This is a genomic window from Nocardiopsis kunsanensis DSM 44524 (assembly GCF_000340965.1).
In the GTDB taxonomy this organism is placed as follows: Bacteria; Actinomycetota; Actinomycetes; order Streptosporangiales; family Streptosporangiaceae; genus Nocardiopsis; species Nocardiopsis kunsanensis.
This window is the reverse complement of record NZ_ANAY01000031.1, coordinates 51,795-75,941: the sequence shown is the minus strand read 5'-3', so window position 1 is coordinate 75,941 and position 24,147 is coordinate 51,795. Positions and strand designations below refer to the sequence as shown.

General features: G+C 70.3%; 22 protein-coding genes. 9 read left to right on the top strand and 13 right to left on the bottom strand.

What is annotated here, in order from left to right; all coding sequences use genetic code 11:
* Window positions 1–4: 4 nt before the first annotated feature.
* Together D456_RS0118230 and D456_RS0118225 are read right to left on the bottom strand one after the other, a co-directional pair.
* Window positions 5–604, bottom strand: coding sequence for a SanA/YdcF family protein (locus D456_RS0118230; RefSeq protein ID WP_017577621.1), 600 nt, complete (start codon window positions 602–604; stop codon window positions 5–7).
* A 64-nt stretch (window positions 605–668) separates the two neighbouring features.
* Window positions 669–1,265 (bottom strand): DUF1707 SHOCT-like domain-containing protein, encoded by a 597-nt coding sequence (locus tag D456_RS0118225; protein ID WP_017577620.1) that lies wholly within the window; start codon window positions 1,263–1,265, stop codon window positions 669–671.
* A 710-nt stretch (window positions 1,266–1,975) separates the two neighbouring features.
* On the opposite strand from D456_RS0118225, the gene D456_RS0118220 reads away from it, so the two are divergent.
* The gene (locus D456_RS0118220; RefSeq protein WP_017577619.1) at window positions 1,976–3,742 is read left to right on the top strand and encodes a UvrD-helicase domain-containing protein; all 1,767 of its coding nucleotides are present in this window, start codon (window positions 1,976–1,978) and stop codon (window positions 3,740–3,742) included.
* Window positions 3,743–3,835: 93 nt separating this feature from the next.
* Here the strand turns inward: D456_RS0118220 and D456_RS27135 are convergent, their stop codons facing one another.
* Genes D456_RS27135 through D456_RS0118205 form a run of 3 tightly spaced genes read right to left on the bottom strand, consistent with a single transcriptional unit; the run spans window position 3,836 to window position 5,962 of the window.
* On the bottom strand, window positions 3,836–4,696 hold the full coding sequence (locus D456_RS27135) for a hypothetical protein (RefSeq protein ID WP_017577618.1): 861 nt from the start codon (window positions 4,694–4,696) through the stop codon (window positions 3,836–3,838).
* Between the two features lie 8 nt (window positions 4,697–4,704).
* Window positions 4,705–5,310 (bottom strand): DUF6114 domain-containing protein, encoded by a 606-nt coding sequence (locus D456_RS27130; protein WP_239643881.1) that lies wholly within the window; start codon window positions 5,308–5,310, stop codon window positions 4,705–4,707.
* A gap of 4 nt (window positions 5,311–5,314) precedes the next feature.
* A complete protein-coding gene (locus tag D456_RS0118205; protein ID WP_017577616.1) occupies window positions 5,315–5,962 on the bottom strand; it encodes a DUF6230 family protein in 648 nt (215 codons plus the stop codon).
* Between the two features lie 220 nt (window positions 5,963–6,182).
* Between D456_RS0118205 and D456_RS0118200 the strand changes: the two genes are divergently transcribed.
* Window positions 6,183–8,150 (top strand): GMC family oxidoreductase N-terminal domain-containing protein, encoded by a 1,968-nt coding sequence (locus D456_RS0118200; RefSeq protein WP_017577615.1) that lies wholly within the window; start codon window positions 6,183–6,185, stop codon window positions 8,148–8,150.
* A gap of 49 nt (window positions 8,151–8,199) precedes the next feature.
* On the opposite strand, the gene D456_RS0118195 is transcribed toward D456_RS0118200, so the two are convergent.
* Complete coding sequence (locus D456_RS0118195; RefSeq protein ID WP_017577614.1) at window positions 8,200–8,985, bottom strand: MerR family transcriptional regulator; 786 nt, start codon at window positions 8,983–8,985, stop codon at window positions 8,200–8,202.
* Between the two features lie 363 nt (window positions 8,986–9,348).
* Here D456_RS0118195 and D456_RS0118190 point away from each other — a divergent pair, with 363 nt between their 5' ends.
* The 5 genes from D456_RS0118190 to D456_RS0118170 all read left to right on the top strand — a co-directional run bounded on the left by D456_RS0118190 (window position 9,349) and on the right by D456_RS0118170 (window position 14,189).
* Window positions 9,349–10,203, top strand: coding sequence for an SDR family NAD(P)-dependent oxidoreductase (locus D456_RS0118190; protein ID WP_017577613.1), 855 nt, complete (start codon window positions 9,349–9,351; stop codon window positions 10,201–10,203).
* 12 nt (window positions 10,204–10,215) lie between these two features.
* Window positions 10,216–11,127: an AurF N-oxygenase family protein gene (locus D456_RS0118185; protein ID WP_017577612.1), complete on the top strand. Its 912-nt coding sequence runs from the start codon at window positions 10,216–10,218 to the stop codon at window positions 11,125–11,127.
* 241 nt (window positions 11,128–11,368) lie between these two features.
* Window positions 11,369–12,883, top strand: coding sequence for a flavin-containing monooxygenase (locus D456_RS0118180; RefSeq protein WP_026115990.1), 1,515 nt, complete (start codon window positions 11,369–11,371; stop codon window positions 12,881–12,883).
* A 13-nt stretch (window positions 12,884–12,896) separates the two neighbouring features.
* A complete protein-coding gene (locus tag D456_RS0118175) occupies window positions 12,897–13,229 on the top strand; it encodes a DUF4873 domain-containing protein (RefSeq protein WP_017577610.1) in 333 nt (110 codons plus the stop codon).
* Between the two features lie 75 nt (window positions 13,230–13,304).
* Window positions 13,305–14,189, top strand: a complete 885-nt coding sequence (locus D456_RS0118170; RefSeq protein ID WP_017577609.1) for an alpha/beta fold hydrolase — start codon at window positions 13,305–13,307, stop codon at window positions 14,187–14,189.
* Between the two features lie 187 nt (window positions 14,190–14,376).
* On the opposite strand, the gene D456_RS0118165 is transcribed toward D456_RS0118170, so the two are convergent.
* The 7 genes from D456_RS0118165 to D456_RS0118135 form a co-directional block, all read right to left on the bottom strand.
* Window positions 14,377–15,738 (bottom strand): four-carbon acid sugar kinase family protein, encoded by a 1,362-nt coding sequence (locus D456_RS0118165; RefSeq protein ID WP_017577608.1) that lies wholly within the window; start codon window positions 15,736–15,738, stop codon window positions 14,377–14,379.
* Between the two features lie 172 nt (window positions 15,739–15,910).
* A complete protein-coding gene (locus D456_RS0118160) occupies window positions 15,911–16,978 on the bottom strand; it encodes a Gfo/Idh/MocA family oxidoreductase (RefSeq protein WP_017577607.1) in 1,068 nt (355 codons plus the stop codon).
* Window positions 16,979–17,082: 104 nt separating this feature from the next.
* Window positions 17,083–18,030 (bottom strand): fructosamine kinase family protein, encoded by a 948-nt coding sequence (locus D456_RS0118155; protein ID WP_017577606.1) that lies wholly within the window; start codon window positions 18,028–18,030, stop codon window positions 17,083–17,085.
* 3 nt (window positions 18,031–18,033) lie between these two features.
* On the bottom strand, window positions 18,034–18,567 hold the full coding sequence (locus D456_RS0118150; RefSeq protein WP_017577605.1) for a low molecular weight protein-tyrosine-phosphatase: 534 nt from the start codon (window positions 18,565–18,567) through the stop codon (window positions 18,034–18,036).
* A 125-nt stretch (window positions 18,568–18,692) separates the two neighbouring features.
* Window positions 18,693–19,127, bottom strand: coding sequence for a response regulator (locus D456_RS0118145; protein WP_026115989.1), 435 nt, complete (start codon window positions 19,125–19,127; stop codon window positions 18,693–18,695).
* 43 nt (window positions 19,128–19,170) lie between these two features.
* Window positions 19,171–21,030, bottom strand: a complete 1,860-nt coding sequence (locus tag D456_RS24465) for a sensor histidine kinase (protein WP_017577603.1) — start codon at window positions 21,028–21,030, stop codon at window positions 19,171–19,173.
* On the bottom strand, window positions 21,027–22,307 hold the full coding sequence (locus tag D456_RS0118135; protein WP_017577602.1) for a PP2C family protein-serine/threonine phosphatase: 1,281 nt from the start codon (window positions 22,305–22,307) through the stop codon (window positions 21,027–21,029). Before D456_RS0118135 ends, D456_RS24465 begins: the two co-directional genes overlap by 4 nt.
* A 399-nt stretch (window positions 22,308–22,706) precedes the next feature.
* Between D456_RS0118135 and D456_RS0118130 the strand changes: the two genes are divergently transcribed.
* Both D456_RS0118130 and D456_RS0118125 read left to right on the top strand, forming a co-directional pair.
* Window positions 22,707–23,381, top strand: a complete 675-nt coding sequence (locus tag D456_RS0118130) for a biliverdin-producing heme oxygenase (RefSeq protein ID WP_017577601.1) — start codon at window positions 22,707–22,709, stop codon at window positions 23,379–23,381.
* Window positions 23,382–23,472: 91 nt separating this feature from the next.
* Window positions 23,473–24,123, top strand: a complete 651-nt coding sequence (locus tag D456_RS0118125) for a TetR/AcrR family transcriptional regulator (protein ID WP_017577600.1) — start codon at window positions 23,473–23,475, stop codon at window positions 24,121–24,123.
* Window positions 24,124–24,147: the final 24 nt, after the last annotated feature.

Below are 24,147 nucleotides of genomic sequence, written 5' to 3'. Positions count from 1 at the left end.
TCCCTCAGACCCCGGTGTGGGCGGGTGCGGGCCGCAGCAGGGCGTCGCGCAGGGCCTTGACCGAGGCGCCGACCTCGCGGGCATGGCCGATCACGGTGGAGCGGCGGCGGGCCCCCATGCTCCGGTCCCCGACCCCGACTGCGTCGATACCGGCGGTGCGGGCCAGAGCGATGGTGCGCGGCAGGTGGAAGGCCTGGGTGACCATGACGGCCGCGCGCACCCCGTAGAGGTCGCGCACACGCACGCACGTGTCCCAGGTGCGGTAGCCGTACCGGTCGGCCTCGATACGGTCGGCGGGGACGCCGTGGTCGACGAGGTAGGCGGTCATGGTGTCGGTCTCCCGGAGCGAGGACTCGCGGTTGTCCCCGGAGACGACGACGCGTCCGACCCGTCCTTCCCGGTACAGGGCCACGGCCAGGTCGAGGCGCCGGGCCAGGAGCGGTGAGGGGCCGTCGGGCCAAGCGGCGGCGCCGAGGACGACGGCGACGGGCCGTTCCGGGACGCTGTCGACGGGGTGCACACGGCCCAGGGCGGCCGTCCGGATCCAGGCCAGGGGGAGGAGGGCGCAGACCACTGCCGCGCCGACCGCGATCCAGGCTCCCACTGGGGCCGCCTTTCGGTTCGTCTCGGGGCACGCGGGGCGTGCCGTGGGGTGCGGGGGTGCGGGGTCAGACGTCGAAGATGCCGAGGAACCCGGAGGAGCGCTTGTAGCGCACCGTGAGGCTGCCGCCCTTGGCCTCGCCGGTGATGACGAAGTGCGGGACCCCTTGTTTGCGGATGGTGTCGACCTGGCTCTTGAGGGTGCCGAACCAGGAGGAGTCGACGTCGACGTGGGCGGTGGCCCCGTCGGGCAGGATGATGCCGCCGCTGCCCCCGGTGACGTCGATCCGGATCTCGGTGACCGGGGAGGTCAGGCGGGCCTCCCGCAGGTCGAGCTTGCAGGTGCCCCACCGTGCGTTGGCCTCGACCCGGGCGGGGACCTCCCAGGTGCCTTTGCGCACCGTGGTCTCGCCCTTGGCGTTGATGACCAGTGCGTCACCGGACTGTCCGGCGCCGGCCGGTGCGGCGGTGTCCGGGGTCCGGGCGAGGTCGGAACCGTGGGTGGGGGGCAGGTCGGCGACGATGGGTTCGAAGTCGGCGTAGACCTGGGAGGCGTAGGTGCGTTCCAGTCGGTCGTCGAGCTCGTCGAGGGTGATGCGGCCCTCGGCGGCGGCTTCACGGAGGGTCTCGGCAACCTGGTCGCGGTCGGCGTCGGAGACTCGCATGCGACTGTTGTCCTCGGGGGCCACTGTCCTCGACTGTCCTCTCGGTCCCGCGTTCTGTCCCCTTCAGCCTAGAACACCCGGGTCGGTTGCCGGAAACTCCGCCTTTACCGACGCTTTGGGCCGGGCCCGGCGCGGGTACACCGCTTCTCTACAGTGCTGCGCCGGATCCGACGGCGGGGCTGAGGACTCTGCCGGGGTAGGACGGACCCCGGCAGGGTCCTGAGCCTGACGGGTCGGGCACGTGAACCCTCGTGCCCACGATCGCGCAACGCCCCCCCTCCAGGCACAGAGCGTGTCCTATTGTGGCCACGGGGTGAGAAACCCCGCGCCTGCCTCCATGCCCTTTTCGGCCCTCCCTCGCCAGAGCCCGTCGAACACACCCCTCCTCCCTTCGCTCCGCACGCCGCCAGTTCTTGCACCCCTGGGTCCACGTGTTCCGGACACCCCATAACCGTTGATTCGGACACCAGACCTTGCTGCAAAACCGCAGGTCGCGCGAGCCCCTCGGAGAAACCTCGGGACTCCCCTCGAACACAGCTACGGAAGACCCCATTTGACCTGCGGATACAATGGGAACACGAGCCTTCCGGGAGATGCCGCCGAAGTCCTTTCTCGCAGCGTTTGCCGGAAATCGGCCGCGAGCACGATGAGCAGTGAAGACGCGAGGTCACACACCTCGCTCCCAGGTCGACGACCGGAGGAAAACACACGTGTCCGCCCTCGCGATCGCCCCGGCGTTCCTCAGCGACTTCAATCACCTGACACCGGACGTCCAGCTCGGCACCCTGTCCGTGATGCGCGCCTACAGCTCCGGGCAGCTCCCGGAGACGGCCCCCGTCCCGGGCGCGACCGACCCCGGTGTGCGGCTCGTCGGCGTGGCCCCCGACTGGTCCGGTGTCGTCGTGCCCGACCACGGCGACCACTACCGGCTGCTCACCGTGCGCCCGCACACACAAGCACTCGAGTTCGCCCGCGGCCTGCGCCCCGAAGCCCTGGAGCCCGAGCCGGCCGACCTCACCCCCACCGGCCCGCCCGAGCTCTCCGACGCGCTCTCGGCCCCCTTCGACCGGTGGCGGATCACGCTCCACCCCGACCAGCACCGTCTCGCCGAGGCCCACCACAAGGGCTCCGTACGGGTCACCGGAGGCCCCGGCACCGGTAAGACCGTCCTGGCAGTGCACCGCGCAGCCCACCTGGCCGCGCGCCACGCCTCCGCGTACCCCGAGAGGGTGCGCGAATCGGTACTGCTCACCACCTACAACCGCACGCTGGCCCAGGCCCTGTCCGACCGCCTCGACCAACTCCTGCCCGACCCGGACACCCGTGCCCGCGTGCGGGTGTCCACCATCGACGCGGTGGCTCACTCGGTGGTGCGTTCGCACACCCGGGCCGCCCCGCAGACGGCCGACCGCGACGAGCTCGCCCAGCGCTGGCGGAAGGCGGCTCTGGCCGACGGCCTGCCCTTCTCCGGGCGTTTCCTCGTCGACGAGTGGGAGCAGGTCGTCCTGGCCCAGGACCTGCGTTCCCTGTCCGACTACATCCGGTGCGAGCGCAGCGGCCGGGTGCAGCACCTCGCACCCGAACACCGCCGCCAGGTGTGGGAGACCGTGCACCGCTACGTGGGCGCCATGCGGGTCGAGGGCGTGTGGATCCCCTCGCAGCTGGCAGCGGAGGCCGCACACGTCCTGGACCGCGGAGAGCCGCTCTTCCAGCACGTGGTCGTCGCCGAGTTCCAGGACCTGCACCCGACCCAGTGGCGCATGCTGCGCGCGGCCGTGCCCGAGGGCCCCGACGACCTGTTCGTGGTCGGTGACCCGCACCAGCAGGTGTCCGACGACCGGGTCTCGCTCGCCTCACTGGGCATCAACGTGCGCGGGCGCGGTCACCGGCTGCGGGTCGCCCACCGCATCACCCAGGAGATCCTCGACCGGGCGGTGCCGATCCTGGAGCAGCACACGGGACCCGGCACGGACGGCGGGTCCGGCCTTCCCACCGGTCACCGGTCGGTGCTGCACGGACCGGAGCCGATGGTGCGTGAGTGCGCCGATCCGCGCGGGGAGGTGCGGGCCCTGGGCCACCGGGTGCGGAAGTGGCTGGCGGCAGGGGTGAACCCCGACACGATCGCGGTCGCCGGACGCAACCAGTGGGTCGCGCGCAAGGTGGCCAAGGAATTGGAGGCCGACGGGACACCGACCGTGTCCCTGGAGACCTCCGGCCGGGCCGAAGCCGTGCGGGTGGGCACCATGCACGGGCTCAAGGGCCTGGAGTTCCGGTGCGTGGCGTTGGTGGGGGTCAGCGACCACCTGCTGCCGCCCAAGGCCGCGATCGAGGCGGCCGAGGGCGACCAGGTGGCTCTGGAGCAGGTGGTGCAGCAGGAGCGGATGCTGCTGTTCATGGCCTGCACCCGGGCCCGTGACGCCCTCTACGTCTCCCATGTGGGCAACCCGAGCCGGTTGGTGGAACCGCAGGCCGACTGACCTGCCGCGGTCGGCCCGGGCCGGCTCATGAGGGGGCGCCACCGCGTGCGGTGGCGCCCCCCGGGTCTTCCGGGTCGGACCGCGCCGGGGCCTTCACTGCCGTTCCGGGGCGAACCGGGCGTTGAGGTCCGGGATGGTCATGGTGTCGGTGGCGGTGAGCGGATCACTGACGTCGACATCGGTAACGACCATGATCGGCAGGAGCAGGGGCGGCGGGAAGTCCGGGGTGAACGTCAGCGGGATACCCAGGAGCGAGACGTTCATCTCGGTGACGTGCAGGACCACGTCGCCGTCCATGGACAGTTCCGGAAGCCCCAGGGACATCCGGGTCCCGGACTCCTCGAACCAGAGCTCGCCGTTGACGAGGTCGGCCGTGTCCATGCTGAGCCGGATGTAGCGCTGGGGTCCTTCACCGGTGGGGCACTCCACCACACCGTCGTAACTGGCCCCGATCATGGTGAGCCGGTCGGCGGTCAGCCCCGAGGTCCTGGTCGAGCCGGTGAAGCAGTCGTCCCGCTCCTCGACCGGGGCGTCGGGCAGGGTGCCTTCCTCCTCCGCGTCCCGGCAGGCCTCGACCGCTTCCAGGAGCTCTTCCTCGTCCTGGGCGAGCCCTTCCGCGCCCACGCGGTACTCGCACTCGGCGGCCTTGTCCTCGTCCTGGCCGTCCTCCTCCTCGTTCTCCGTGTCCTCCTCCGTCTCTTCCGTCTCCTCGTCGGTGCCCTCGTCGGTGCCCTCGCCCGCTCCTTCTTCCCCACCCTCTCCGGGTCCGGGTTCTTCGGACGGGTCTCCGGCGCCCTCGGAGGGTTCCTCGGAGGGTTGTTCCTCCTCGCTCTGCTCCTCCTCGTCCTCGGGCAGGAGCCAGTCCCAGAAGGAAGCGGGTGCAGGCGCGGAGGCCAGGGTGACCACCAGCGCCAAGGGCAGTACCGCCGCCGCGAGGGGTCGGTTCCGTGTCATGGGGCCTCTCACGTCCGCCTCCGGGTACCGGTCGGGCGGGTACGTTCCGGTGAGCGCTCGCCCCCGCCGGAGGGCGGGGTGTCCTCGGCGCGGGTCCCGGGGTCCTCGTCACCGCCGGGGAAGCCGTCGGTGACGGACTCGGCGCCCCCGCCCGGCCGTGCGTCCCCGTCGACCGCGTCGCTGCTGCCCGGCCCTCTGCCCCGGTGCCGTCCCCCGGAGCGCCGTTCCCGGGCCTCGGGGCCCCAGGCGAAGACGAGTCCTCCGCCCACGATCCCGAGCAGCATCCCGATGACGAAACCGCCGAAGTTGGAGGTGACGAAGGAGACCAGAGCGAGCATGATGCCGACCATCCCGAAGAAGGAGTTCTGGGCCGGCTGGAACCAGCTCAGGACCCCGATCCCGACCAGGAGTGCGCCGATGAGGTGACCGGAGATGCCGGCGATACCGGCGTAGATGATCAGGTCGACGGGCAGGACCAGGCTCTGCGCGGCAGGGGCCACCAGGACTTCGATACCGGCCGCGGCGAGGAGCGCACCGCCCCAGAACGGACGGCGGCGCCGCCAGTTCCGGAACAGGGCGCGCCCCGCGCGCAGCTTGGTCATTGCTTGGGACATGGCGTCAGAAGCACTCGTCGTTTCCGGGTTTGACGGAGAGCCCGAGACCGGACAGCCGCATGGTTCCGGCCGTGACGGCCCACGAGGTCATCTCCATGTCGGAGACGGTGATCGTGTCCGACTGCAGTCCGAATCCTCCGGCCGGGCCCTGGGAGCCGTCGGCCTTGTCCAGGGTGCTGGCGTCGCGGCCGATCTCGATCTCGCTGAACTCGGCGTCGCCCTGGAGCTGCTCGATGTCGATGACCATCGAGGAGCCCTCGACGGGGCTGTTCTCCCCCGCGGTGATGCGGAGTGTGGCCTCGCCGATGGGCAGGTCCCACAGCGAGGACATGCACAGGTTGTCGAGCTCGGCGCTGTTGACCGTGGAGAGGCCGATGGGACGGGAGGTGCCGTCGACCGATTCGGCCACGTCCCCGTACTGGGAGAACCCTTCGCCGCGGAGCTGCTCGGCCGACATCTTGAAGTTGTCGCCGGAGACCGCGAAGGAGGACGCGAGCAGGCCCTGGGTGGTCATGCCGCCCAGGGCGGCGGCCGCCACGAACCCGGGGACGGCCACGAGCGCGAACCGGCGCCACCGGGTGCCGCCACCGCTCTCGACCTGCTCAGGCACGTCCTGAGACGCATCGGACGCCTCGTCGGAAGCCTTGGCCATGGAGTACCTCCAAAGAACCACCGTCCGGAGGGCGGACGGTGAGGGGGAGCGAAACTTGCGCCGATGCACGCCTCGCGTGTTACGTGGAACACGCCTTACTCGGCAGTAGTGGTGGAGATTACAATATGAATTGTCACATTTCCAGATGGCGCATTCAATGTTGCGGACTCGTATCCGGCGCACCACGAGCTGACCGCAACTGATCAGGAGAGAAGAGCTCGTGTCCCCAGACGCCCAGCACGCTCCATCCGCTCAGCACACAGAGGCCGACGACCACTTCGACTACGACGTACTTGTCGTGGGATCGGGGTTCGGGGGGTCGGTCAGCGCCCTGCGCCTCACCGAGAAGGGCTACCGCGTCGGGGTCCTGGAGGCCGGCCGACGCTTCACCCCCGAGACACTGCCCTCCTCCTCCTGGGACGTGAAGAACTTCCTGTGGGCGCCCCAGGCAGGCATGTACGGAATCCAGCGCATCCACCTGCTGCGTGACGTGATGATCCTGGCCGGGGCCGGGGTCGGCGGCGGGTCCCTCAACTACGCGAACACGCTCTACCACCCCATGGACGCGTTCTTCGAGGACCCGCAGTGGAGCCACATCACCGACTGGAAATCGGAGCTGGCCCCCTTCTACGACCAGGCCCGCCGCATGCTGGGTGTGCGCACCAACCCCACCGTCACCCCTTCCGACAAGCACCTGCGCGCCGTGGCCGGCGAAATGGGCGTGGACGACACCTTCCGGCTGACCCCCGTGGGTGTGTGCTTCGGTGACGGCCAGGACGGCGACGGCAGCAGCGCAGCACCCGGTGAGTCCGTGGGCGACCCCTACTTCGGCGGCGCGGGCCCCGAACGCAAGGCCTGCACCGAGTGCGGGGAGTGCATGACCGGCTGCCGCCACGGCGCCAAGAACACGCTCACCGAGAACTACCTCCACTTCGCCGAGCGCGGCGGTGCCCGCATCCACCCGCTGACGAGCGTGGAGCGCATCCGCGAACTCCCCGCGGCCCGGGGCGGCGGATACGCGGTCGACACCCTCCGGACCGACAGACCCCGCCGGCGCAAGCACGCAAGTACCTTCACCGCCCGCCAGGTCGTGGTGGCCGCGGGCACCTACAACACCCAGACGCTGCTGCACCGCATGCGTGACCAGAAGCTGCTGCCGCGCATCTCGCAGAAGCTGGGCACTCTCACCCGCACCAACTCCGAGGCGCTCGTGGGTGCCATGAGCCGCCACGTGCCCTGGCACGAGGACCTGACCCGGGGTGTGGCGATCACCTCCTCGATCCATCCCAACGAGAACACCCACATCGAGCCGGTGCGCTACGGCAAGGGGTCCAACGCCATGGGACTCCTGACCGCGATGCAGGTCGCCGGGGGCGGCGTGGTCCCGCGCTGGCTGCGTTTCGTGGGCAATGCGCTGCGCAGTCCCGGCATCTTCGTGCGCAGCTTCTCCAACCGGCGGTGGTCGGAGCGCACCATCATCGGCCTGGTCATGCAGTCACTGGACAACTCCCTGACCACCTCGCTCCGGCGCGGTCTCCTCGGCGGCCGTAAGAAGCTCACCTCCCGCCAGGGGCACGGCGAGCCCAATCCCACGTGGATCCCCGAGGGGCAGGAAGCCGCCTCCAGGCTGTCCGAGCGCATCGACGGGTACGCCGGCGGCACCATCGGCGACATCTTCAACATCCCGATGACGGCGCACTTCCTCGGCGGCTGCCCCATCGGCGACAGCGCCGAGAGCGGGGTCATCGACCCCTACCACCGCCTTTTCGGTCACCCGGACGTGCATGTGGTCGACGGTTCGGCGGTGACCGCGAACCTGGGTGTGAACCCGTCGCTGACGATCACCGCCCAGGCCGAGCGGGCCATGTCGCTGTGGCCGAACAAGGGTGAGGAGGACGCCCGACCGCACCAGAGCCAGGGTTACCAGCGCCTGAAGCCGGTCCATCCGCACGACCCGGCGGTGCCCCGGGGTGCGTTCGCCGAGCTGCGCCACACGACGTCGCTGCCGTTGACGGTGGTCGGTTCGAAGGGGGACGACGGGTCCGGGGGGACGGTTCCCGCCGACGCACCCCTCGAGGAGGCCACGGCCCCCGCCGAGAGTGCCGGCTCCCCGGATCCGGGCCCGGCCGGTTCGGTCGGGGGACCCGACGGGGGCCCTGTCCGGGGCGAGGGTTCCGGAACGGACTGAGGGGCTGCCGCACCTGTGCGGCCGTGCCCCGGAAGACGGCGCGGTGCGTTCAGGGGGTCCCCACGGGGTTCTCCCCGCCGCGGCCGTCGACCGGGCCCTCGTGCAGTTCCTCCATGTCCTGGGCGAACCGTTCGCCCAGGACATCGTTGAGGTGCTCGGCCATGGCCTGGGCCAGGACGGCGTCGACGGCCTGCTGGGCGAGGGGACGTACGTGGCGTATGAGTCCGCTGACCTCGGCGATCTCCTCACTCTCCATGCCGGTGATGGAGGGGTGCTCGGAGAGGATGTGGTCGGCGACGCGGCGCACCATGTGTTCGGCGACGTCACCGATCTTCTCCCGCAGGTTCTCGGCGATGTCCAGGACCGAGTCCACGGTCATGCCGTGTTTGACGAGCTCGCTTCCGGCGTTCAGCAGGCGGGGGCTGGGCACACGGAACCGCAGGCCGTCGCGTTCGAGCACCCGGAGGTCCAGGGCCCGCTTCACCGTCCGCGGGGTCACCCCTCTGCCGAAGAGGCTTCTGAGCTCGTTGAGGGTGAGGTAGTCGGCGATCTCGTCGCTCCAGGCGTCGCCGACCGCGGACTCGAAGCCGAGGATGTCGGAGAGGTCGCCGCCGCGCTCCCAGACCTGGAACATCTCCCCGATGTTGGCGAAGGTGTAACCGCGGCGCAGGAGCTGGCCGATGAGGCGCAGTCGTGCCAGGTGCGCCTCGGAGTAGAGCCCTACGCGCCCTTCTCGCCGGGGTGGGGCGAGCAGGCCACGATCCTGGTAGACCCGGACGTTGCGCACGGTGGTGTCGGCGAGCCGGGCGAGTTCGTCAATGCGGTATTCGGCCATGGGTCAAGCCTAGGTACTTCCGCCGGGGCCGGTCCTCGGCAAGTGAACGGCCCCGGGCCCGACGCGTCGTCGCGGCGGGCCTCGCCACATCCGGGGGAAGGGGCGTGCGCGGGGCCACACGACGGGGAAACGCAGGTCACACGCCCGGGGCCGCACCTCCCCTGGGAAGGCCTCCGCGGCCACCGCTGGACACCGGCCCCAGCTCCCCCGCCGACGCCGTCCGACCGCGCGGGCAACGCCGAAAGGCCTGGTACGCGGCGTGATCCACCCAGACCTTACCCACCGGTAAATATCCGATGACGCCCCATTGCATCGTGACAATGCTCGTTGTAATGTTCCGGCAATGACTGTGGAGGAGATCACATGAGGACCCCCCTGCCGCCCCGCCTGCACCGTCTGCCGGGCCTCAACGCCATCGTCACCGGTGCCTCCGGGGCCTTCGGCAGCGCCACCGCGGACGTCCTCCGGCACATCGGCGTGAACGTGGTCGGCATCGACCGCAGACCCGGACCCGGGGTCATCGGGTGCGACGTCACCGACGAGGCCCAGGTGAGCGAAGCCGTCGCCGAGGCCGTCGAACAGCTCGGCGGCCGGCCCGACCTGCTGATCAACTACGCCGGGGTCGGCCCCTCCGTGGACATCGGCCACATGCCCGACGCACACGCCCGTCAGGCCATCGAGGTCAACCTGCTCGGAACCTGGCGCGTCACGGCGGCCGCCCTGCCTGCGCTGCTGGAGAGCCGGGGCCGGGTCGTGAACACCGCGTCGCTGCTGGCCAACCTCCAGCTCCCCCTCGCAGGCGCCTACGTCGTCTCCAAGCGGGCAGTCGCCGCCTACTCCGACATGCTCCGCGCCGAGTACGGCACCCACATCGGTGTCACCACGGTCTTCCCCGGCTACGTCGACACCCCCATCCACGACGTCTCCCGCGCCAACGGGGCCTCCTTGGACGGCCTCGTGCCCGCCGAACGCACACGCGACACCGTCATGGCCGTCGTCCGTGCCGCGGGCGCCGCACGCGCCCCCCGTGACGTGGCCTCGACCACCCTCGGGACCGCGGCCCTGCACCTGACGCGGCACTTCCCTGCCACCACGGAGAACCTCGTCGCCCTGCAGATGCAGCTGCTCCTCAACGACGGAACCTTTGCCGGCGCGGAGATCGCACAGGGCCTCCACAACCGCCACGGCACCCTCGCCGCCCAGCAGAACGCCTCCTGAGGAGGGACGGAAATGACCGCAGAGATCACGGCCAAGCCCAAGATCACCGACCGCGAGGACATCGCCAAGCGCCTGATGCGCGGTTCGGCCAAGGCCTCCTACGACCCGCTGATCGAAATCGACTGGGACGCGCCCGTCGACCCCGACATGTGGGGTATCCGCCCCGAACGTGTCTCGCTGTACGGCACCCATCTGTGGGACCAGCTCACCGAGGCCCAGCGCAAGGAACTCTCCCGCCTGGAAGTGGCCTCCATCGCCACCATCGGCATCTGGTTCGAGACCATCCTCATGCAGATGTTGGTGCGGCACGCCTACCACAACGATCCCTCGACCCAGCACGTCCAGTACGCCTACACCGAGATCGCCGACGAGTGCCGCCACACGGTGATGTTCGCGAAGATGGTCGACAAGCTCGGCTGGCACACCCACCGGATCGACCCGGTCGCCTTCCAGCTGGGCCGCCTCTTCAAGACGATCGCGCACGGCCCGCTCATCTTCGCCGGAGCCCTGTTCGTCGAGGAGGTCCTGGACCAGTTCCAGCGCGAGGCGATGCCGGACGAACAGATCCTGCCCCTGGTGCGCTCGGTCGCCCGCATCCACGTGATCGAAGAAGCCCGCCACATGCGCTACGCCCGCGAGGAGTTCCACCGCGACTGGCAGAAGCGCGGCCCGGTCGACAAGGCCTACAGCAAGGTCGTGCTCGGTCTGATCACCTACTACTCCGCCACACGGCTCATCAACCCCAAGGTCTACGAGCAGGTCGGGCTCGACCCCGAGGAGGCCTACAAGGTCGCCAAGAAGAACCCGCACTGGATCGGGACCAAGACCTGGGCGGCCCGCAAGGTCGTGGACACCCTCAACACCGCCGACGCCATCACCGGCCTCGGCAAGTACTTCTGGAAGAAGGCCGGCCTCCTCGGCTGAGCCGCACCCACAGACTCCACCACCGGAAGGTGACCGCACCGCTCCTTCCGGGGTGGGCCGGCTCCCCGGGGGCGCACGCGCCACGTCCCCGGGGGCACACCCCCCGGCGGAGGCGAACCGCGCCACGCCTCTCGCCCGGGGGCCTTCTCCCCCCGGGGGCGAAACGCGCCACGTCCCCGGGGGGACCACACACATTCCGCCCCGAAGCAGTACCGGGCCGGTTCGCAGAAGGGACCTGAACGTGACCGAAACACCCCCTCACCACCGGGTGGCCGTCATCGGCTCCGGCTTCGCCGGGATCGGGATGGCGGTCCGGCTCAAGCAGGCCGGTCTCGACGACTTCGTCATCCTGGAACGCGCGAACCAGCTCGGCGGCACCTGGCGTGACAACGACTACCCGGGCGCAGCCTGCGACGTTCCCTCGCACCTGTACTCCTGGTCCTTCGCGCTCAACCCGACCTGGAGCCGCACCTTCTCCCGCCAGCCCGAGATCTGGGACTACATGAAGCGTGTGGCCGGCGAGTACGAGATCCCCCGGCACGTGTACTTCGACCACGACGTGAGGTCCGCGCACTGGGAACCCGAGCACAACCACTGGCGCATCGAGACCGAGCACGGCACCCTCACCGCACAGTTCCTCATCACCGGAGCCGGCCCCCTCGCCGACCCCTCGATCCCCGACATCAAGGGCATCGACACCTTCGAGGGCACCATGTTCCACTCCGCCCGGTGGGACCACGACCACGACCTGAGCGGCCGCAAGGTCGCCGTCATCGGCACCGGCGCCTCCGCGATCCAGTTCGTACCCGAGATCCAGCCGAAGGTCGGCGAGCTCAAGCTCTTCCAGCGCACGGCCCCCTGGGTGATGTACCGCCACGACCGCGACGTCACCAAGCTGGAGCGCTGGCTCTACGAGAACGTCCCCGGCGCGCAGCAGGTCGCGCGCAAGAGCATCTACTGGGGCCGTGAGAGCTATATCTTCGGCTTCGCCAAGAACCCCAGGCTCCTCAAGGTCGTGGAGGCGCTCGGGCGTTCCAACATCAACCGCAGCACCGACGACCCCGATCTGCGGGCCAAGCTCACCCCCGACTTCCGCGCCGGGTGCAAGCGCATCCTGATGTCGAACGAGTACTATCCCGCGTTGGCCCGGCCCAACGTGGACGTGGTCACCGACGGCATCGTCGAGGTGCGCGCCAACTCCGTGGTCACCCGGGACGCCTCGGGCGAGGAGACCGAGCACGAGGTCGACACGATCATCCTCGGCACCGGGTTCCACGTCGCCGACCCGCCCGTGGCCCAACGGATCTTCAGCCCCGACGGGCGATCGCTGTCCGACCACTGGGGCACCGACGCGCAGGCCTTCCGCGGGACCACGGTCTCCGGCTTCCCGAACGCCTTCGTGCTCGCCGGCCCCAACACCGGCCTCGGGCACACTTCACAGGTCTTCATGATCGAAGCGCAGATCCGCTACACGATGCAGGCGCTCAAGTACCTGTGCCGCAACGGACTGGACCGCCTCGACGTGCACTCGGAGGCTCAGCGCCGCTACAACGACATGGTCGCCAGGAGCATGGAGGGCACGGTCTGGGTCTCCGGCGGCTGCGACAGCTGGTACCTGAACGAACAGGGCCGCAACACCACACTGTGGCCCACCTTCACCTGGAACTTCGCACTGCGCACCCGGTGGTTCGATCCCCACAACTACGACCTCAGGGTGGACCGTTCCCGTACCCGCCGCGCCACCGTCGCGGCCTGAGAAAGGACACAGCTTGAGCGGCTTCGACGACGGCGAAGAAGAATACCGGGGCGTCGTCACGGTGCTCCTGTCCGGCGGGGAGCAGGAAGGTACGGCCGACGTGCGCGCCCACATCGCGGGCCATTTCTCCCCCCACACCGGTGACTACCGCTGGAAGGGGCGCCTGTCCGCCAGCGACGAGATCACCGCGGCCTACGAGAACGGGGTGCGCGAGGTCGTGGTCCGCACCCCCGAAGGGCACGAGGGCACCGGAACCCTCGACGCGCCCAACCTGTGGGGAGGGCACCCCGTGAGCGGGGCCGGAACGCCGCCCTTCGCGGTCCCCGAGGTCGAGCTCGACGACTGACCACCCCTGCGAACCCGCCCCGGGCCACGCACCGGTCCGGGCCCCACCCTTCACCCCGAGCGAGAGGTATCCCCGATGGCAACCCGACACCTGGGCCCGGCCGACGACCTGCAGGTCCGGTCCGACGACGGCACCCTCCTGCACGTGGAGGTACGCGGCCCCGAGGACGGACCGACCGTGGTCCTCTCCCACTGCTGGGCGACCTCCCTCGCCTCCTGGGGCCCGGTCGTACGCGAACTCGACCCGAACCTGCGCGTGGTCCTGTACGACCAGCGCGGGCACGGCCGTTCCCAGCAGCCGTTGACCGAGGCCGGGTACGGGCCGCACAAGCTCGCCGACGACCTGTGCGCGGTACTGGAGGCGACCGTGTCCGAGGGCCGGAAGGCGGTCGTGGCCGGGCACAGCATGGGCGGCATGACGATCATGGCCTCCGGTGGGAGAAACACCTTCCACGACAAGATCGGCGCGGTGCTGCTGACCAACACCGGCTCCGTCGAACTACCGCAGCGTTCCACCGTCTTCCCCCTGCCCTCGCCCTTCGCCGCACTGGCCACGAAGGGTTTCCTCCAGGCCCCGCTCCCCCTCGGTCCCCGCAACGCCGCCACCACCGCCGCGCTGAAGTACATCACGATGGGCAGGGACGCCGATCCCCGCACGGTGAATCTGTGCGTGCGTATGGTGCACGAGTGCAACGGCATCGCGCGCGGCCGTTGGGGCGCGGTCCTGAACCATCTCGACATCGACCGCGACGCAGCACGGATCACCGCCCCGACCGTGATCGTGGCGGGATCAGAGGACAAGATGACCCCGCCGTGGCACGCCCACCACACGGCCTCGGTGATCCCCGGCGCCGACCGGCCCGTGGAGATCGGCGGGGTCGGTCACATGGGGCCGCTGGAGATGCCGGGGTTCCTGGCCGAACAGGTCGGCAAGCTCGTCAACGAGCACGTCACCGCCTGAGCCCTGCTCCGGACCGGACGCCGCACGAGGGGTGCCGGTCCCGTACGGGGCCGTGCAGTGGAACCGCGTTGCACGTCCCCGGCCGAAGGTCCTACGCCGCGGCACGCGCGACACGTGCACCCGTGCCCGGGTGAACGTCGGTCCCCGGACCTGCGGGAGAGAGGGGCCGGGCGCGGCACGCAACCGCTCAGGCGGGGTCCTTGCTCAGGACCGGGACCACGTGTTCCGAAACCTCCGAGTGCACCTGGCGCAGTCGGCTCTGCACCGCTCGTCGGAGTTTGGCCAGGCACTCCACCAGTGTGATCTCGTCCCCCACGAGCCCGCCCTTGGTAACCACGGGCGTCCCGTCGAGCGGTCCCCCGCTGAGGTGTCCGTGCACGGCCAGCGGCACGACCTCCCCGCCCACGTCGAAGGCGTGCACCCCGAGCTCGTCGAGCAGGCTCGCCACCAGGTCACCGCCGGTCAGGTACAGGCCGCTGGGCAACGCCTGGGGCCCCTCGGTGTCGGCGAGTTCGTGGATGACCTCCGAGACCAGCCGCGCGATACGTACGGGCAGCTCGGCGCGGTCCTGGGCCGAGAGCGCGCGCACCTGCTCGGTGCTGCTGGTCAACCGCAGCACACACAGGTCGGGAAAACCGGAAGAGGTCAGCTGGACGGTGAGCTCCTCCGCCACGGTGTCGGCGTGGCCGTCACCGGGGTCGCTCAGTGCGGCCGCGTCCAGGTCCACGAACCGCACCGCACCGGTGCGGGCCACCGTGGTGAGCTGGCGCGCGGTCAGCCCGGTGGTACTGGCGGAGACACCGAGCAGCGGGCCGCGTGTGCCGGCCTGGCCGCGCAGGCGCAGCGCGTAAGCGAGCAGGGCCCCGGTGGGGCCCGGGTCGACGGCGACCCACACGGTCCCGTCCTCGTGGTGGGCGGCGGCCGCGGCCTCGGCGATGTCGGACAGGTGCTGCTCGGAATCGGCATCGCACAACACGATCGGTTCGTCCCCGGACAGCAGGTCCGCGGTGAGCATGGCGCGGGTGACCCGGCGGACCGGCACGTGCCGCACGGCCAGGGAGGTCTGTTCGGCGAGGATGTCGCGTACGACACTGGTGCCCATGGGCCACAGCGGGTCCTGCGCCAGGTCCGTGCTCTCCAACGGGACCCCGTTGAGCAGCTGCACACCGTCCTCGGTGATACGTCCGCCGCCGGGGAAGGCGGGGGCGAACAACACCCGTACACGGGTGCCCTTGGGAACGCGCTCGCGCACGGCCTCGTAGGCGGCCTCCAGCTCGGCCCCGATGTTCCCGCGCAGGGTGGTGTCGGTGCGCTTGACCACGAGCCCGACCGGCCACACCGCCTCGACCACGTCGGTGACCAGGTCCGAGGCCTGCTCGGCGGGTACGTGTCGGCTGTCGAGGTTGGCCACGACGACGTCGTGGTCGCCGGAGACCTGGCTGACGTGTTCGGGGGTCACCGTGGTCACACGCATGCCGGTGCGGGCGAACCGGGCACCGGTGGCGTTGGCACCGGTGAGGTCGTCCGCGACCACGAGTACCTGAGCCACGGTACGTCTCCTTCTCGGTCTGTGGGGCCATGGGAAGAGCCCCTCCAACATAAACGCAAGAAGGAAGGGTGGGGACGCCGTCCACAGGCACGGACGCCCCACTCGTGGCCCCGCCGCCGGCCGTGGTGACCGGACGGTTCCGCGCCGGCCGCCCGGACGGTCCCGGTCGGGTTCACAGCTCCACGACCGACCCGGTACGGGCGCTGCGGCGGGCGGCCTCGACGACCTCCAGCCCGTGCACGACCTCGTGCAGGTCCACCGGCAGCGGTTCGCCCTCGCCCACCGCGTCGCGAACACCGGCCCAGAACTCGGGGTAGGCGCCCCGGGCGCTGGGCACGGGGCGGGACCACCCGTCGGTGAACAGGCGGCCCCAGCGTTCCTCGGGGACCGCACCCCAGTCGTCGGCGTCCGGAGCCTCCCCCGCTGTGAGGCGTTCCTCCTGGCCGTCCAGGTCCTGGACCACGAACGCCCCGGCGTCGCCCAGCACCCGGAACCGGGGTCCGGGCGCGGCGGCCAGCGCGCTCACCCACAGGTGGGAGCGGGCCCCGCGGGCGTGCTGCAGGGCGAGGAAGACGTCGTCGTCGGCGTACACACCTTCCCGTAGCGCCGAGATCTCCGCGTACACCGTCGCCACGGGACCGAACAGGTTCACGGCCTGGTCGATCAGGTGCGGGCCCAGGTCGTAGAGGATCCCGGCGCCGTTCTCCACGCCGCCGGCGTCGCGCCAAGTGTCCTTGGCTCTCGGACGCCAACGTTCGAACCGCGACTCGAACCGGTGCACCTGTCCGAGGCTTCCTTCCTCGATGAGGTGCCACAGGGTCAGGAAGTCGGAGTCCCAGCGGCGGTTGTGGTACACGGTCAGCACCTGGTCGAGTTCCTCGGCCAGGGCGGTGAGCTCACGTGCGTGCGCCGAGGTGAGCGCGAACGGTTTGTCCACGACCACGGCCATCCCGGCTTCCAGGGCCGCCCGGGCCAGGGGCGCGTGGGTGTCGTTGGGTGTGGAGACGACGGCGATCTCGTACCGGTCGGCGCGTGCCCACAGATCGGCGACGCTCGCGTACACGGTGGTGTCGGGATAGCGCTCGCGCACCGCCCGTTGTCGTTCGGGGTCTCCGGTGACCACGGCCGACAGGCGCAGCCCGGGAACGGCGTCGATCAGCGGGGCGTGGAAGACCTCTCCGCCCTTGCCGTAGCCGATGAGGGCCACGTGCAGGTCGGGACCGTCGTGTTCGTGCTCCATGCCGTCAATCCAACCACCCGTGCGCCCGTGCGGGGCCGGAGCGTGAGGACCCTCACGTTCGACCGGGTGTCCGTTTCCGGCACCACCGTGCGGCCCCGGGGTGCTCACCCACTGCGCAGCGCGGCCCGTGCGGCATCCAGGGCGGTGGTGCGGTAGGCGGCGCCGAACAGGCACACGTGCACCAGCAGCGGGTGGAGCTGGTGCAGGGACACACGGGTGCGCCACCCCTCGGCCAGGGGGGCGACCTCGTTGTAGGCGTCGCGGACCCGGTCGAGGTAGGGCAGGCCGAACAGGGAGAGCATGGCCAGGTCGCTCTCCCGGTGCCCACCGTGGGCGGCCGGATCGATGAGGACGGCGTCCGGTCCGCGCCAGAGCACGTTGCCGCTCCACAGGTCGCCGTGGATCCGTGCGGGTGGTTCGGCTGGGCCGGCGAGCTCGGCGACCGAGTCGACGGCGCGTTCGATGACCCGGCCGTCGGCGGGTGTGAGGGAGCCCTGGTCGAGGGCGCGGCGCAGGTAGGGGCGCAGCCGCTGCTCGGCGAAGAAGGAGGGCCAGTGGTCGGAAGGGGTGTTGTCCATCGGCAACGGACCGATGTAGCCCTCCCACGGGGCACCGTGGTGCGCGGCACCGGTCAGGTGGAGACCGGCCAACTGGCGGCCGAGGCGTTCGGCCGCGGCCGGGGTGGGTTCGTCCTCGGCCACCCACGGGAGCACGACGATACGTTCGTCCCAGGCCAGGGGGCTCAGGGCGGGTGAACCGAACGCCTGCCCGAGCCACGCGAGACCGCGGGCCTCGGCGCTGAGCACCCCGTGGGCGGGGGCACGGCGGGGCAGTGCCTTGACGAACAGGCGGGTGCCGTCGTCGAGTTCGGCGTAGGTGATCTCCCAGTCGTGGCTGCTTCCGGCCAGGGCGGCGCGGCGCACGGGCCGGTCCATGATCACGCCCAAGCGTTCGGCCATGGTTCCGGTGACGGGGTCGCGGGGATGGTCCCCCCGTTCGGGGACGGTCCGGTCCCCGTCCTGGACGCCGCGCGTGGTCGGTTCGCCCTCCACCGGTCAGCCTCCGGGGTTCAAGTGCTCGTCGAGCTGGTCGGTGAGCCCCTTGGCGGCGGCCTCGACCATGTTGAGCACCGCGGTGAACCCGTCGTCCCCCCCGTAGTAGGGGTCGGGCACCTCGGGGTTGGGGCCGATGCCGGGGGCGAAGGAACGGAACAGGCGCAGGCGCGAGGGATCGAAACCGTGCTCGGCGCCCTGACCGGTGACAGCGGCGGAGAGCTCCTCGTGGTTGTCCAGGTCCATCGCCAGTACGAGGTCGGCGTCGGCCAGGTCGGTGGGCCGGAACTGGCGTGCGGTGTGTTCCACGGGGTAACCGTGCACACCCAGGATGGAGGCGGCGCGGGGGTCCATGGTGCCGCCGACGTGCCAGTCGCCGGTACCGGAGCTGGTGACCTCGACCCGGTCGCCGAGGCCGGCGCGGTCGAGGTCGGCCCGCAACACCTGCTCGGCCATGGGTGAACGACAGATGTTGCCCAGACACACCACGACGATGCGGTAAGGGCCCTCGGGGTCCCGCTGCTTCGGCAAGCTCATGCCCTCACCGTAACGGAGAACGCGCCGGTTGGCCTGCCCCTGCTTCGCGGGTCCGGCCCCGTGCCCGGGCCGCGGGAGGCGCGGAGGGGGTCATGGACCGGTGTTCCGGCCACGCCGCCGACGGCCTACGACTGGGGCAGGCGCACGATGGTGACGAAGAAGTCGTCGATCTTGCGGACGACCTGGATGAACTGGTCGAAGTCCACGGGCTTGGGCACGTAGGCGTTGGCGTGCAGGCGGTAGCTGCGCAGCACGTCCTCCTCGGCCTCGGAGGTGGTGAGCACGACCACGGGGATGTGTGCGAGGGCCTCGTCGTTCTTGACCTCCTCCAGGACCTCGCGCCCGTCCTTCCGGGGGAGGTTGAGGTCGAGCAGGATCAGATGGGGCCGGGGTGCCTCGGCGTACTCCCCCTCGCGGCGGAGGAACCGCAGGGCTTCGACGCCGTCGGAGACCACGTGGAGGCGGTTGCCCACCTTGTGTTCCTCGAACGCCTCCTTGGTCATCAGGACGTCACCGGGGTCGTCCTCGACCAGCAGCACCTCGATCGGATGCACCAACATGACCTCGCTCACGCTTGCAGACCCCCGGTGACCGGGGGGACCCCTAGTCGTCGGAGGAAACCGTACCGCTGTCGGATCCCTCGGAGGGGCCCGTTCCGGCACCGCCGGGTTCGGAGCCCTGGCCGTCCTCGGCGCGCTCGTCCCCTTCCTCCTCGGCCCCCACGGGCAGGGACCAGCATATGCGGGTTCCGCTCCGGCCGGGCTCGCGCTCGGAGGTGTCCAGCCAGATCCGGCCACCGTGGAACTCCACGATCTTCTTGCACATGGACAGGCCGATCCCGGTACCGGAGTACTTGTCCCGGGTATGCAACCGCTGGAAGATCACGAAGATGCGGTCCGCGTACTGCGGTTCGATCCCGATCCCGTTGTCGGTGCAGCAGAAGATCCACTCCTCGCCCTCCCGGCGCACGTCGACGTGCACGCGGGGCGGTTCCTCGCCGCGGAACTTCACGGCGTTCCCCACGAGGTTGAAGAAGACCTGGGTCAGCAGGGTCCGGTCGCCTTCGATGGTGGGCATGCGGTCCCCGGTGACCTCGGCGTCCGCGTCCTCCAGGCGCGCGGAGAGGCTGGTGAGGGCGTCGGTGAAGGCCCTGTCCAGGTCCACGGGCGCGAAGTTCTTGGTGCGCCCGACCCTGGAGAAGGCCAGCAAGTCGTTGATGAGGGTCTGCATGCGTTTGGCGCCCTCGACCGCGAAATCGATGTAGGAGTCGGCACGGTCGTCGAGTTGTCCCCGGTAGCGCCGTTGCAGGAGCTGCACGAAGCTGGCGATCTTGCGCAGGGGCTCCTGCAGGTCGTGGGAGGCCACGTAGGCGAACTGCTCGAGTTCGAGGTTGGAGCGGCGCAGTTCCTCGGTCTGGGTCTCCAGGAGCGTGGACTGTTCCTGGAGTTTGCGCCGGGCGAAGGCGACCTCGTCGAGGTCCTGGACGATGCGTTCGCGCATGGAGTCCACGTCCTTGCCCAGACGCACGATCTCGGGCGGCCCGTGCAGGACGATCCGGTGGGCGTAGTAACCCTCCGAGACCTGGCTCATGTGTCCGGCCAGTTCCTCCAGGGGCCTCAGCACCCACTGCTGGAGCATGACCCACAGGAACACCGACAGGAACACCACGACCAGCCCGACCAGGACGAGCAGGGCCACGACCTGCTGGGTGGCCAGGGTCAGACCACTGCGGGCCTCGTCGATCTCCTCCTGGAGCTGCTGGCTGGTGGCGTCGCTGACCCGGTTGAGTTCCAGGAACAGGACCCGTCCGCGTTGCAGATCGGCCTGGGAGGGGGTCTCGCCGTTGCCGACCTGCTCCAGAGCGGGTGCGGCGAACTCGTCGGACCAGACCTCGCCGGCCTCGAGGAGTTCGTTGACGTTCTCGGCGACGTCGGGGTTCTCCTCGGCGAGCTGGGTGAGCTCGGCCTGGTGCTCCAGCAGGTTGAGGCGGGCCTCGACATAGGGCTGGAGGAAGTCGCGGTCCTGGGTCAGGATGTAGCCGCGCAGGGCATGGTCCTGGCTCAGGTAGGAGGCACGGGTCTGTTCCACGGCACTCAGGGCGGGCGTGAGCGAGTCGACCTGCATGTTCAGTGAGTCGCGGGCCTGGAACGCGGCCAGGGTGATCACCGAGACCGCAACGGTCAGTACCACTGCGACGACGGTGAGCAGGCTGGTGACACGGCGGCGCAGGCTCCAGGACTCGTGGGTGGAACGCACGCGCGGGCGCGGGGTCGCGTACACGAACCGGGTCCCGGCGTCGGAGCGGCGCCGGCCGCTCGCCGAACCCTCGGGGTCCTCCTCCGGGTCCGCTCCCCCGGCCTGGGCCGTGCCCTCCCCCTGCGCGGCGGGAACACCGTCCCGGGGGCCTTGGTGTCCTTGTGGGTTCTCGTGGTCGCCGGAGCCTGTGCCGCCTCCGGCGCTCACTGCGGGTCCCCGTGCTTGACCAGGAGCATGGCCACGTCGTCCTGGAGGGGGCCGCCGTTGCTGCGCTCGGCCTCGTCGACCACGTACTCGGGCAAGTGGTTCAGGGACACGCCCTGGTCCACGACGCGGGCCACGAGGTCGCGCAGTCCCCCGACCTCGAGGCGCTCGGGCGGTCCGTTGTCGTACGCGTCGACGAGCCCGTCGGTGTAGAAGAGCACGCTGGAGCCCTCCGGCAGCGAGAAGACGTCGGGCTCGGTGCCGGGATCCACGGGAAGGACCCCGAGCGGGGGCTGGGGCGAGGCCGGGACGACCTCGACCGCACCGTCGTGCAGGACCATGGGAGGCGGATGGCCCAGTACGCGCACCCGCATCCGGTCGGTACCGGTGTCCAGGCTGGACATGCACAGCGTCGCGTACATCTCCTCCTGTGCGCGTTCGCTGACCAGGATCCCCTCGAGGTGGGAGAGCACCTCGCGCTCGGCCACCCCGCCCATGATGAGAGCGCGCCAGGCGATACGCAGGCTGACACCGAGGGCGGCCTCGTCGGGGCCGTGGCCGCTCACGTCGCCGATGAGCACGTGGGTGGTGCCGTCCTTCTCGACGGCGTCGTAGAAGTCGCCGCCCACGAGCGCGCGTTTGCGGCCGGGGCGGTAGTAGGCACGGTGGCTGAGGGGGGAGCGTTCCAGCAGCACCTGTGGCAGCAGGCCCCGTTCGAGGCGCATGTTCTCGCGGGCGCGCATACGGGCCTCACGGAGTTTGCGCACGTTCTCGTCGGCGCGTTTGCGTTCGACCGAGTAGCGCAGGCTGCGCGCCAGCAGGGAGCCGTCGACCTGGCCTTTGACGAGGTAGTCCTGGGCGCCGGCAGCGACCGCGGCCAGACCCTCGTGTTCGTCGTCGAGCCCGGTCAGGACCACCACGGCCGCCGAGGGTGCGGCGTCCAGGATCTGCCGCAGCAGGTCCAGGCCGTGCGCGTCGGGCAGATTGAGGTCCAACAGGACGCAGCCGCGGAAGTTGCGGAGCTCGGGTCTGGCGTCCGCGAGTGTCTCGACCCAGGTGATGCGGGTGGTCAGGACCGTGTCGGCGAGCAATTCCTCGGCCAGCATGGCATCACCGGGGTCGTCCTCGACCAGCAGTACGTCAACCGATTCGACGGTAGCCTCCACCCGCTTGTTCAGGACGTCGTCGCCGCCCGGAGGGGCGGACCCGTGCGGCCCGCCGTCATGGGCAGCGCCGACGCCGGGGACGGCGCCCGCCGCTCCCTTGCCGTTCACGGACACGGGACCGTGTCCCGGGCTCCTGGTTTCCACTCATCGCCTCCGGTCGGGCCGGACGGTGTCGGCGTTGATCACGCCGACCGGTCCGAGCCGACAGCTCGGGGTCCTCCGGTCGGTTCCGACCACACGACACTCAAACGATAATCGCCGTTTCGGTCGCTTGACCAGCGAGCGCAGCGAGACACATCCGATGCCGGCAGCCGGAACCGTTTCCCCATTGTGCACGCGGTCACACCTCTGGAGGGTCATTGCGCCCGTGATCGGGCAAGCCACGCGGGCGCGGAGCCGCAGGTCCGCGGGGGCCGCGTTTTTCTGACAGCTTGTCGTATACCTATTGACAGTACTCCCTCGGGAAGTGACATCATGTCAGGAAAACGCCGACGGAAAGAGCGGAAGACCACGTTGAGCGCCACGGCCGCGGCACCCCCGACCCGACAGAGCCCTTCCTCCTTCTCCGAGCGACTCAAGTCAGCCACCTGGGGCGATCACGAGGCAGCCGAACAGCACGGGTTCACCCAGGCCCTGATCGAGGGCGACCTGCCCCTGGACGGGTACACCGCCATGGTCGCCCAGCACTACTTCGCCTACCTCGCCCTGGAGGAGGTCGGCCGCGCACTGAGCGGCCACCCCGTCACCGCGCCTTTCCTCCAGCCCGAGCTCGAACGGGTTCCGGCCCTGGAACAGGACCTGGCCCACCTGCTCGGCGACGGATGGCAGGACCTCGTCCGTCCCAGCGCCCCCACCCGTACCTACGTGGCCCGGCTGCACCAGATGGCCGACCACCCCGCGGGGTTCGTCGCACACCACTACACGCGCTACCTCGGCGACGTGTCCGGCGGACAGTTCATCTCCAGGGCCGCCCGCCGCACCTACGGACTGACCGACGGCGCGGGGGTGCGTTTCTACGATTTCCGCGCGCTGGGGAGTCTGCCGAAGTTCCGTGCGCGTTACCGGGAGAGCCTGGACGCCCTGGAGCTGCCCGAGGCCGAAGAACACTTCCTGCTACGCGAGGCACGTCTGGCCTACCAGCTCAACACCGAGGTCCTGGCCGACCTGGGACGCGTGTGCACACCCTGAGCCCCGGGGCGGGCGCCCGACCGTGTCCCACGCGGCGCATCAGCCGCCGGCGCGCCCTGCCCGGGGCACACTCCGTGCCACCATGGGGACCATGCCCAAGATCACCGCCCCCACCATCGCCGCGCACCGTACCCGTACACGCGAGCGCATCATGGAGGCGGTCGACACACTCATCCAGACCCAGGGCATCGACCGGGTCTCCATGACCGACGTGGCCGGAACCGCCGGCATCACCCGCACGGCGCTGTACAACTATTTCCCCGACAAGCCCGCGCTCCTGCTGGCCTTCACCGAGCAGATCAACAACACCTTCGTGGAGCGCTACCGGCAGGAACTGCCTTCGGGGGTCTCGTGCGCGCGTCGCCTGTCGGCCTTCGTCCGGCTCCAGCTGGAGGGCATCGTCAAGCACCCGCATCCGCCGGCGGCCGAGCTCGGCGCGAGCCTGGGGCCGGACGCCTACCAGCGCCTGGCCGACCACGTGGCCCCGATGCAGCGCCTACTCGCCGAGATCCTGGAACAGGGCGCCTCCGCCGGGGAGTTCGACCCCCTGCCCGCGCACCCCACGGCCGGGCTCACGCTGTCCATGGTCGGGTCCCAACGCATCCCGCTCGTGCGGGGCGAGGCCGACCTCGACCGCACGCACGCGCTCATCACCCGGTTCACCCTGCGCGGCCTGGGCGTTCCCACCGAAACGGTGGAGACCGTCGTACCGAAAACGGCAGCGGAGAGTGGCCGGGACTGACCCAGTGCGATAAAGGCGGACCCG

Coding starts and splice junctions, on each gene's coding strand:
- D456_RS0118195 (WP_017577614.1), bottom strand. CDS start 8,985: ATGGCCGAATACCGCATTGACGAACTCGCCCGGCTCGCCGACACCACC.
- D456_RS0118160 (WP_017577607.1), bottom strand. CDS start 16,978: ATGGAGCACGAACACGACGGTCCCGACCTGCACGTGGCCCTCATCGGC.
- D456_RS27130 (WP_239643881.1), bottom strand. CDS start 5,310: ATGTCCCAAGCAATGACCAAGCTGCGCGCGGGGCGCGCCCTGTTCCGG.
- D456_RS0118190 (WP_017577613.1), top strand. CDS start 9,349: ATGAGGACCCCCCTGCCGCCCCGCCTGCACCGTCTGCCGGGCCTCAAC.
- D456_RS0118145 (WP_026115989.1), bottom strand. CDS start 19,127: ATGTTGGTGCATCCGATCGAGGTGCTGCTGGTCGAGGACGACCCCGGT.
- D456_RS0118225 (WP_017577620.1), bottom strand. CDS start 1,265: ATGCGAGTCTCCGACGCCGACCGCGACCAGGTTGCCGAGACCCTCCGT.
- D456_RS0118205 (WP_017577616.1), bottom strand. CDS start 5,962: ATGGCCAAGGCTTCCGACGAGGCGTCCGATGCGTCTCAGGACGTGCCT.
- D456_RS27135 (WP_017577618.1), bottom strand. CDS start 4,696: ATGACACGGAACCGACCCCTCGCGGCGGCGGTACTGCCCTTGGCGCTG.
- D456_RS0118170 (WP_017577609.1), top strand. CDS start 13,305: ATGGCAACCCGACACCTGGGCCCGGCCGACGACCTGCAGGTCCGGTCC.
- D456_RS0118185 (WP_017577612.1), top strand. CDS start 10,216: ATGACCGCAGAGATCACGGCCAAGCCCAAGATCACCGACCGCGAGGAC.
- D456_RS0118150 (WP_017577605.1), bottom strand. CDS start 18,567: ATGAGCTTGCCGAAGCAGCGGGACCCCGAGGGCCCTTACCGCATCGTC.
- D456_RS0118125 (WP_017577600.1), top strand. CDS start 23,473: ATGCCCAAGATCACCGCCCCCACCATCGCCGCGCACCGTACCCGTACA.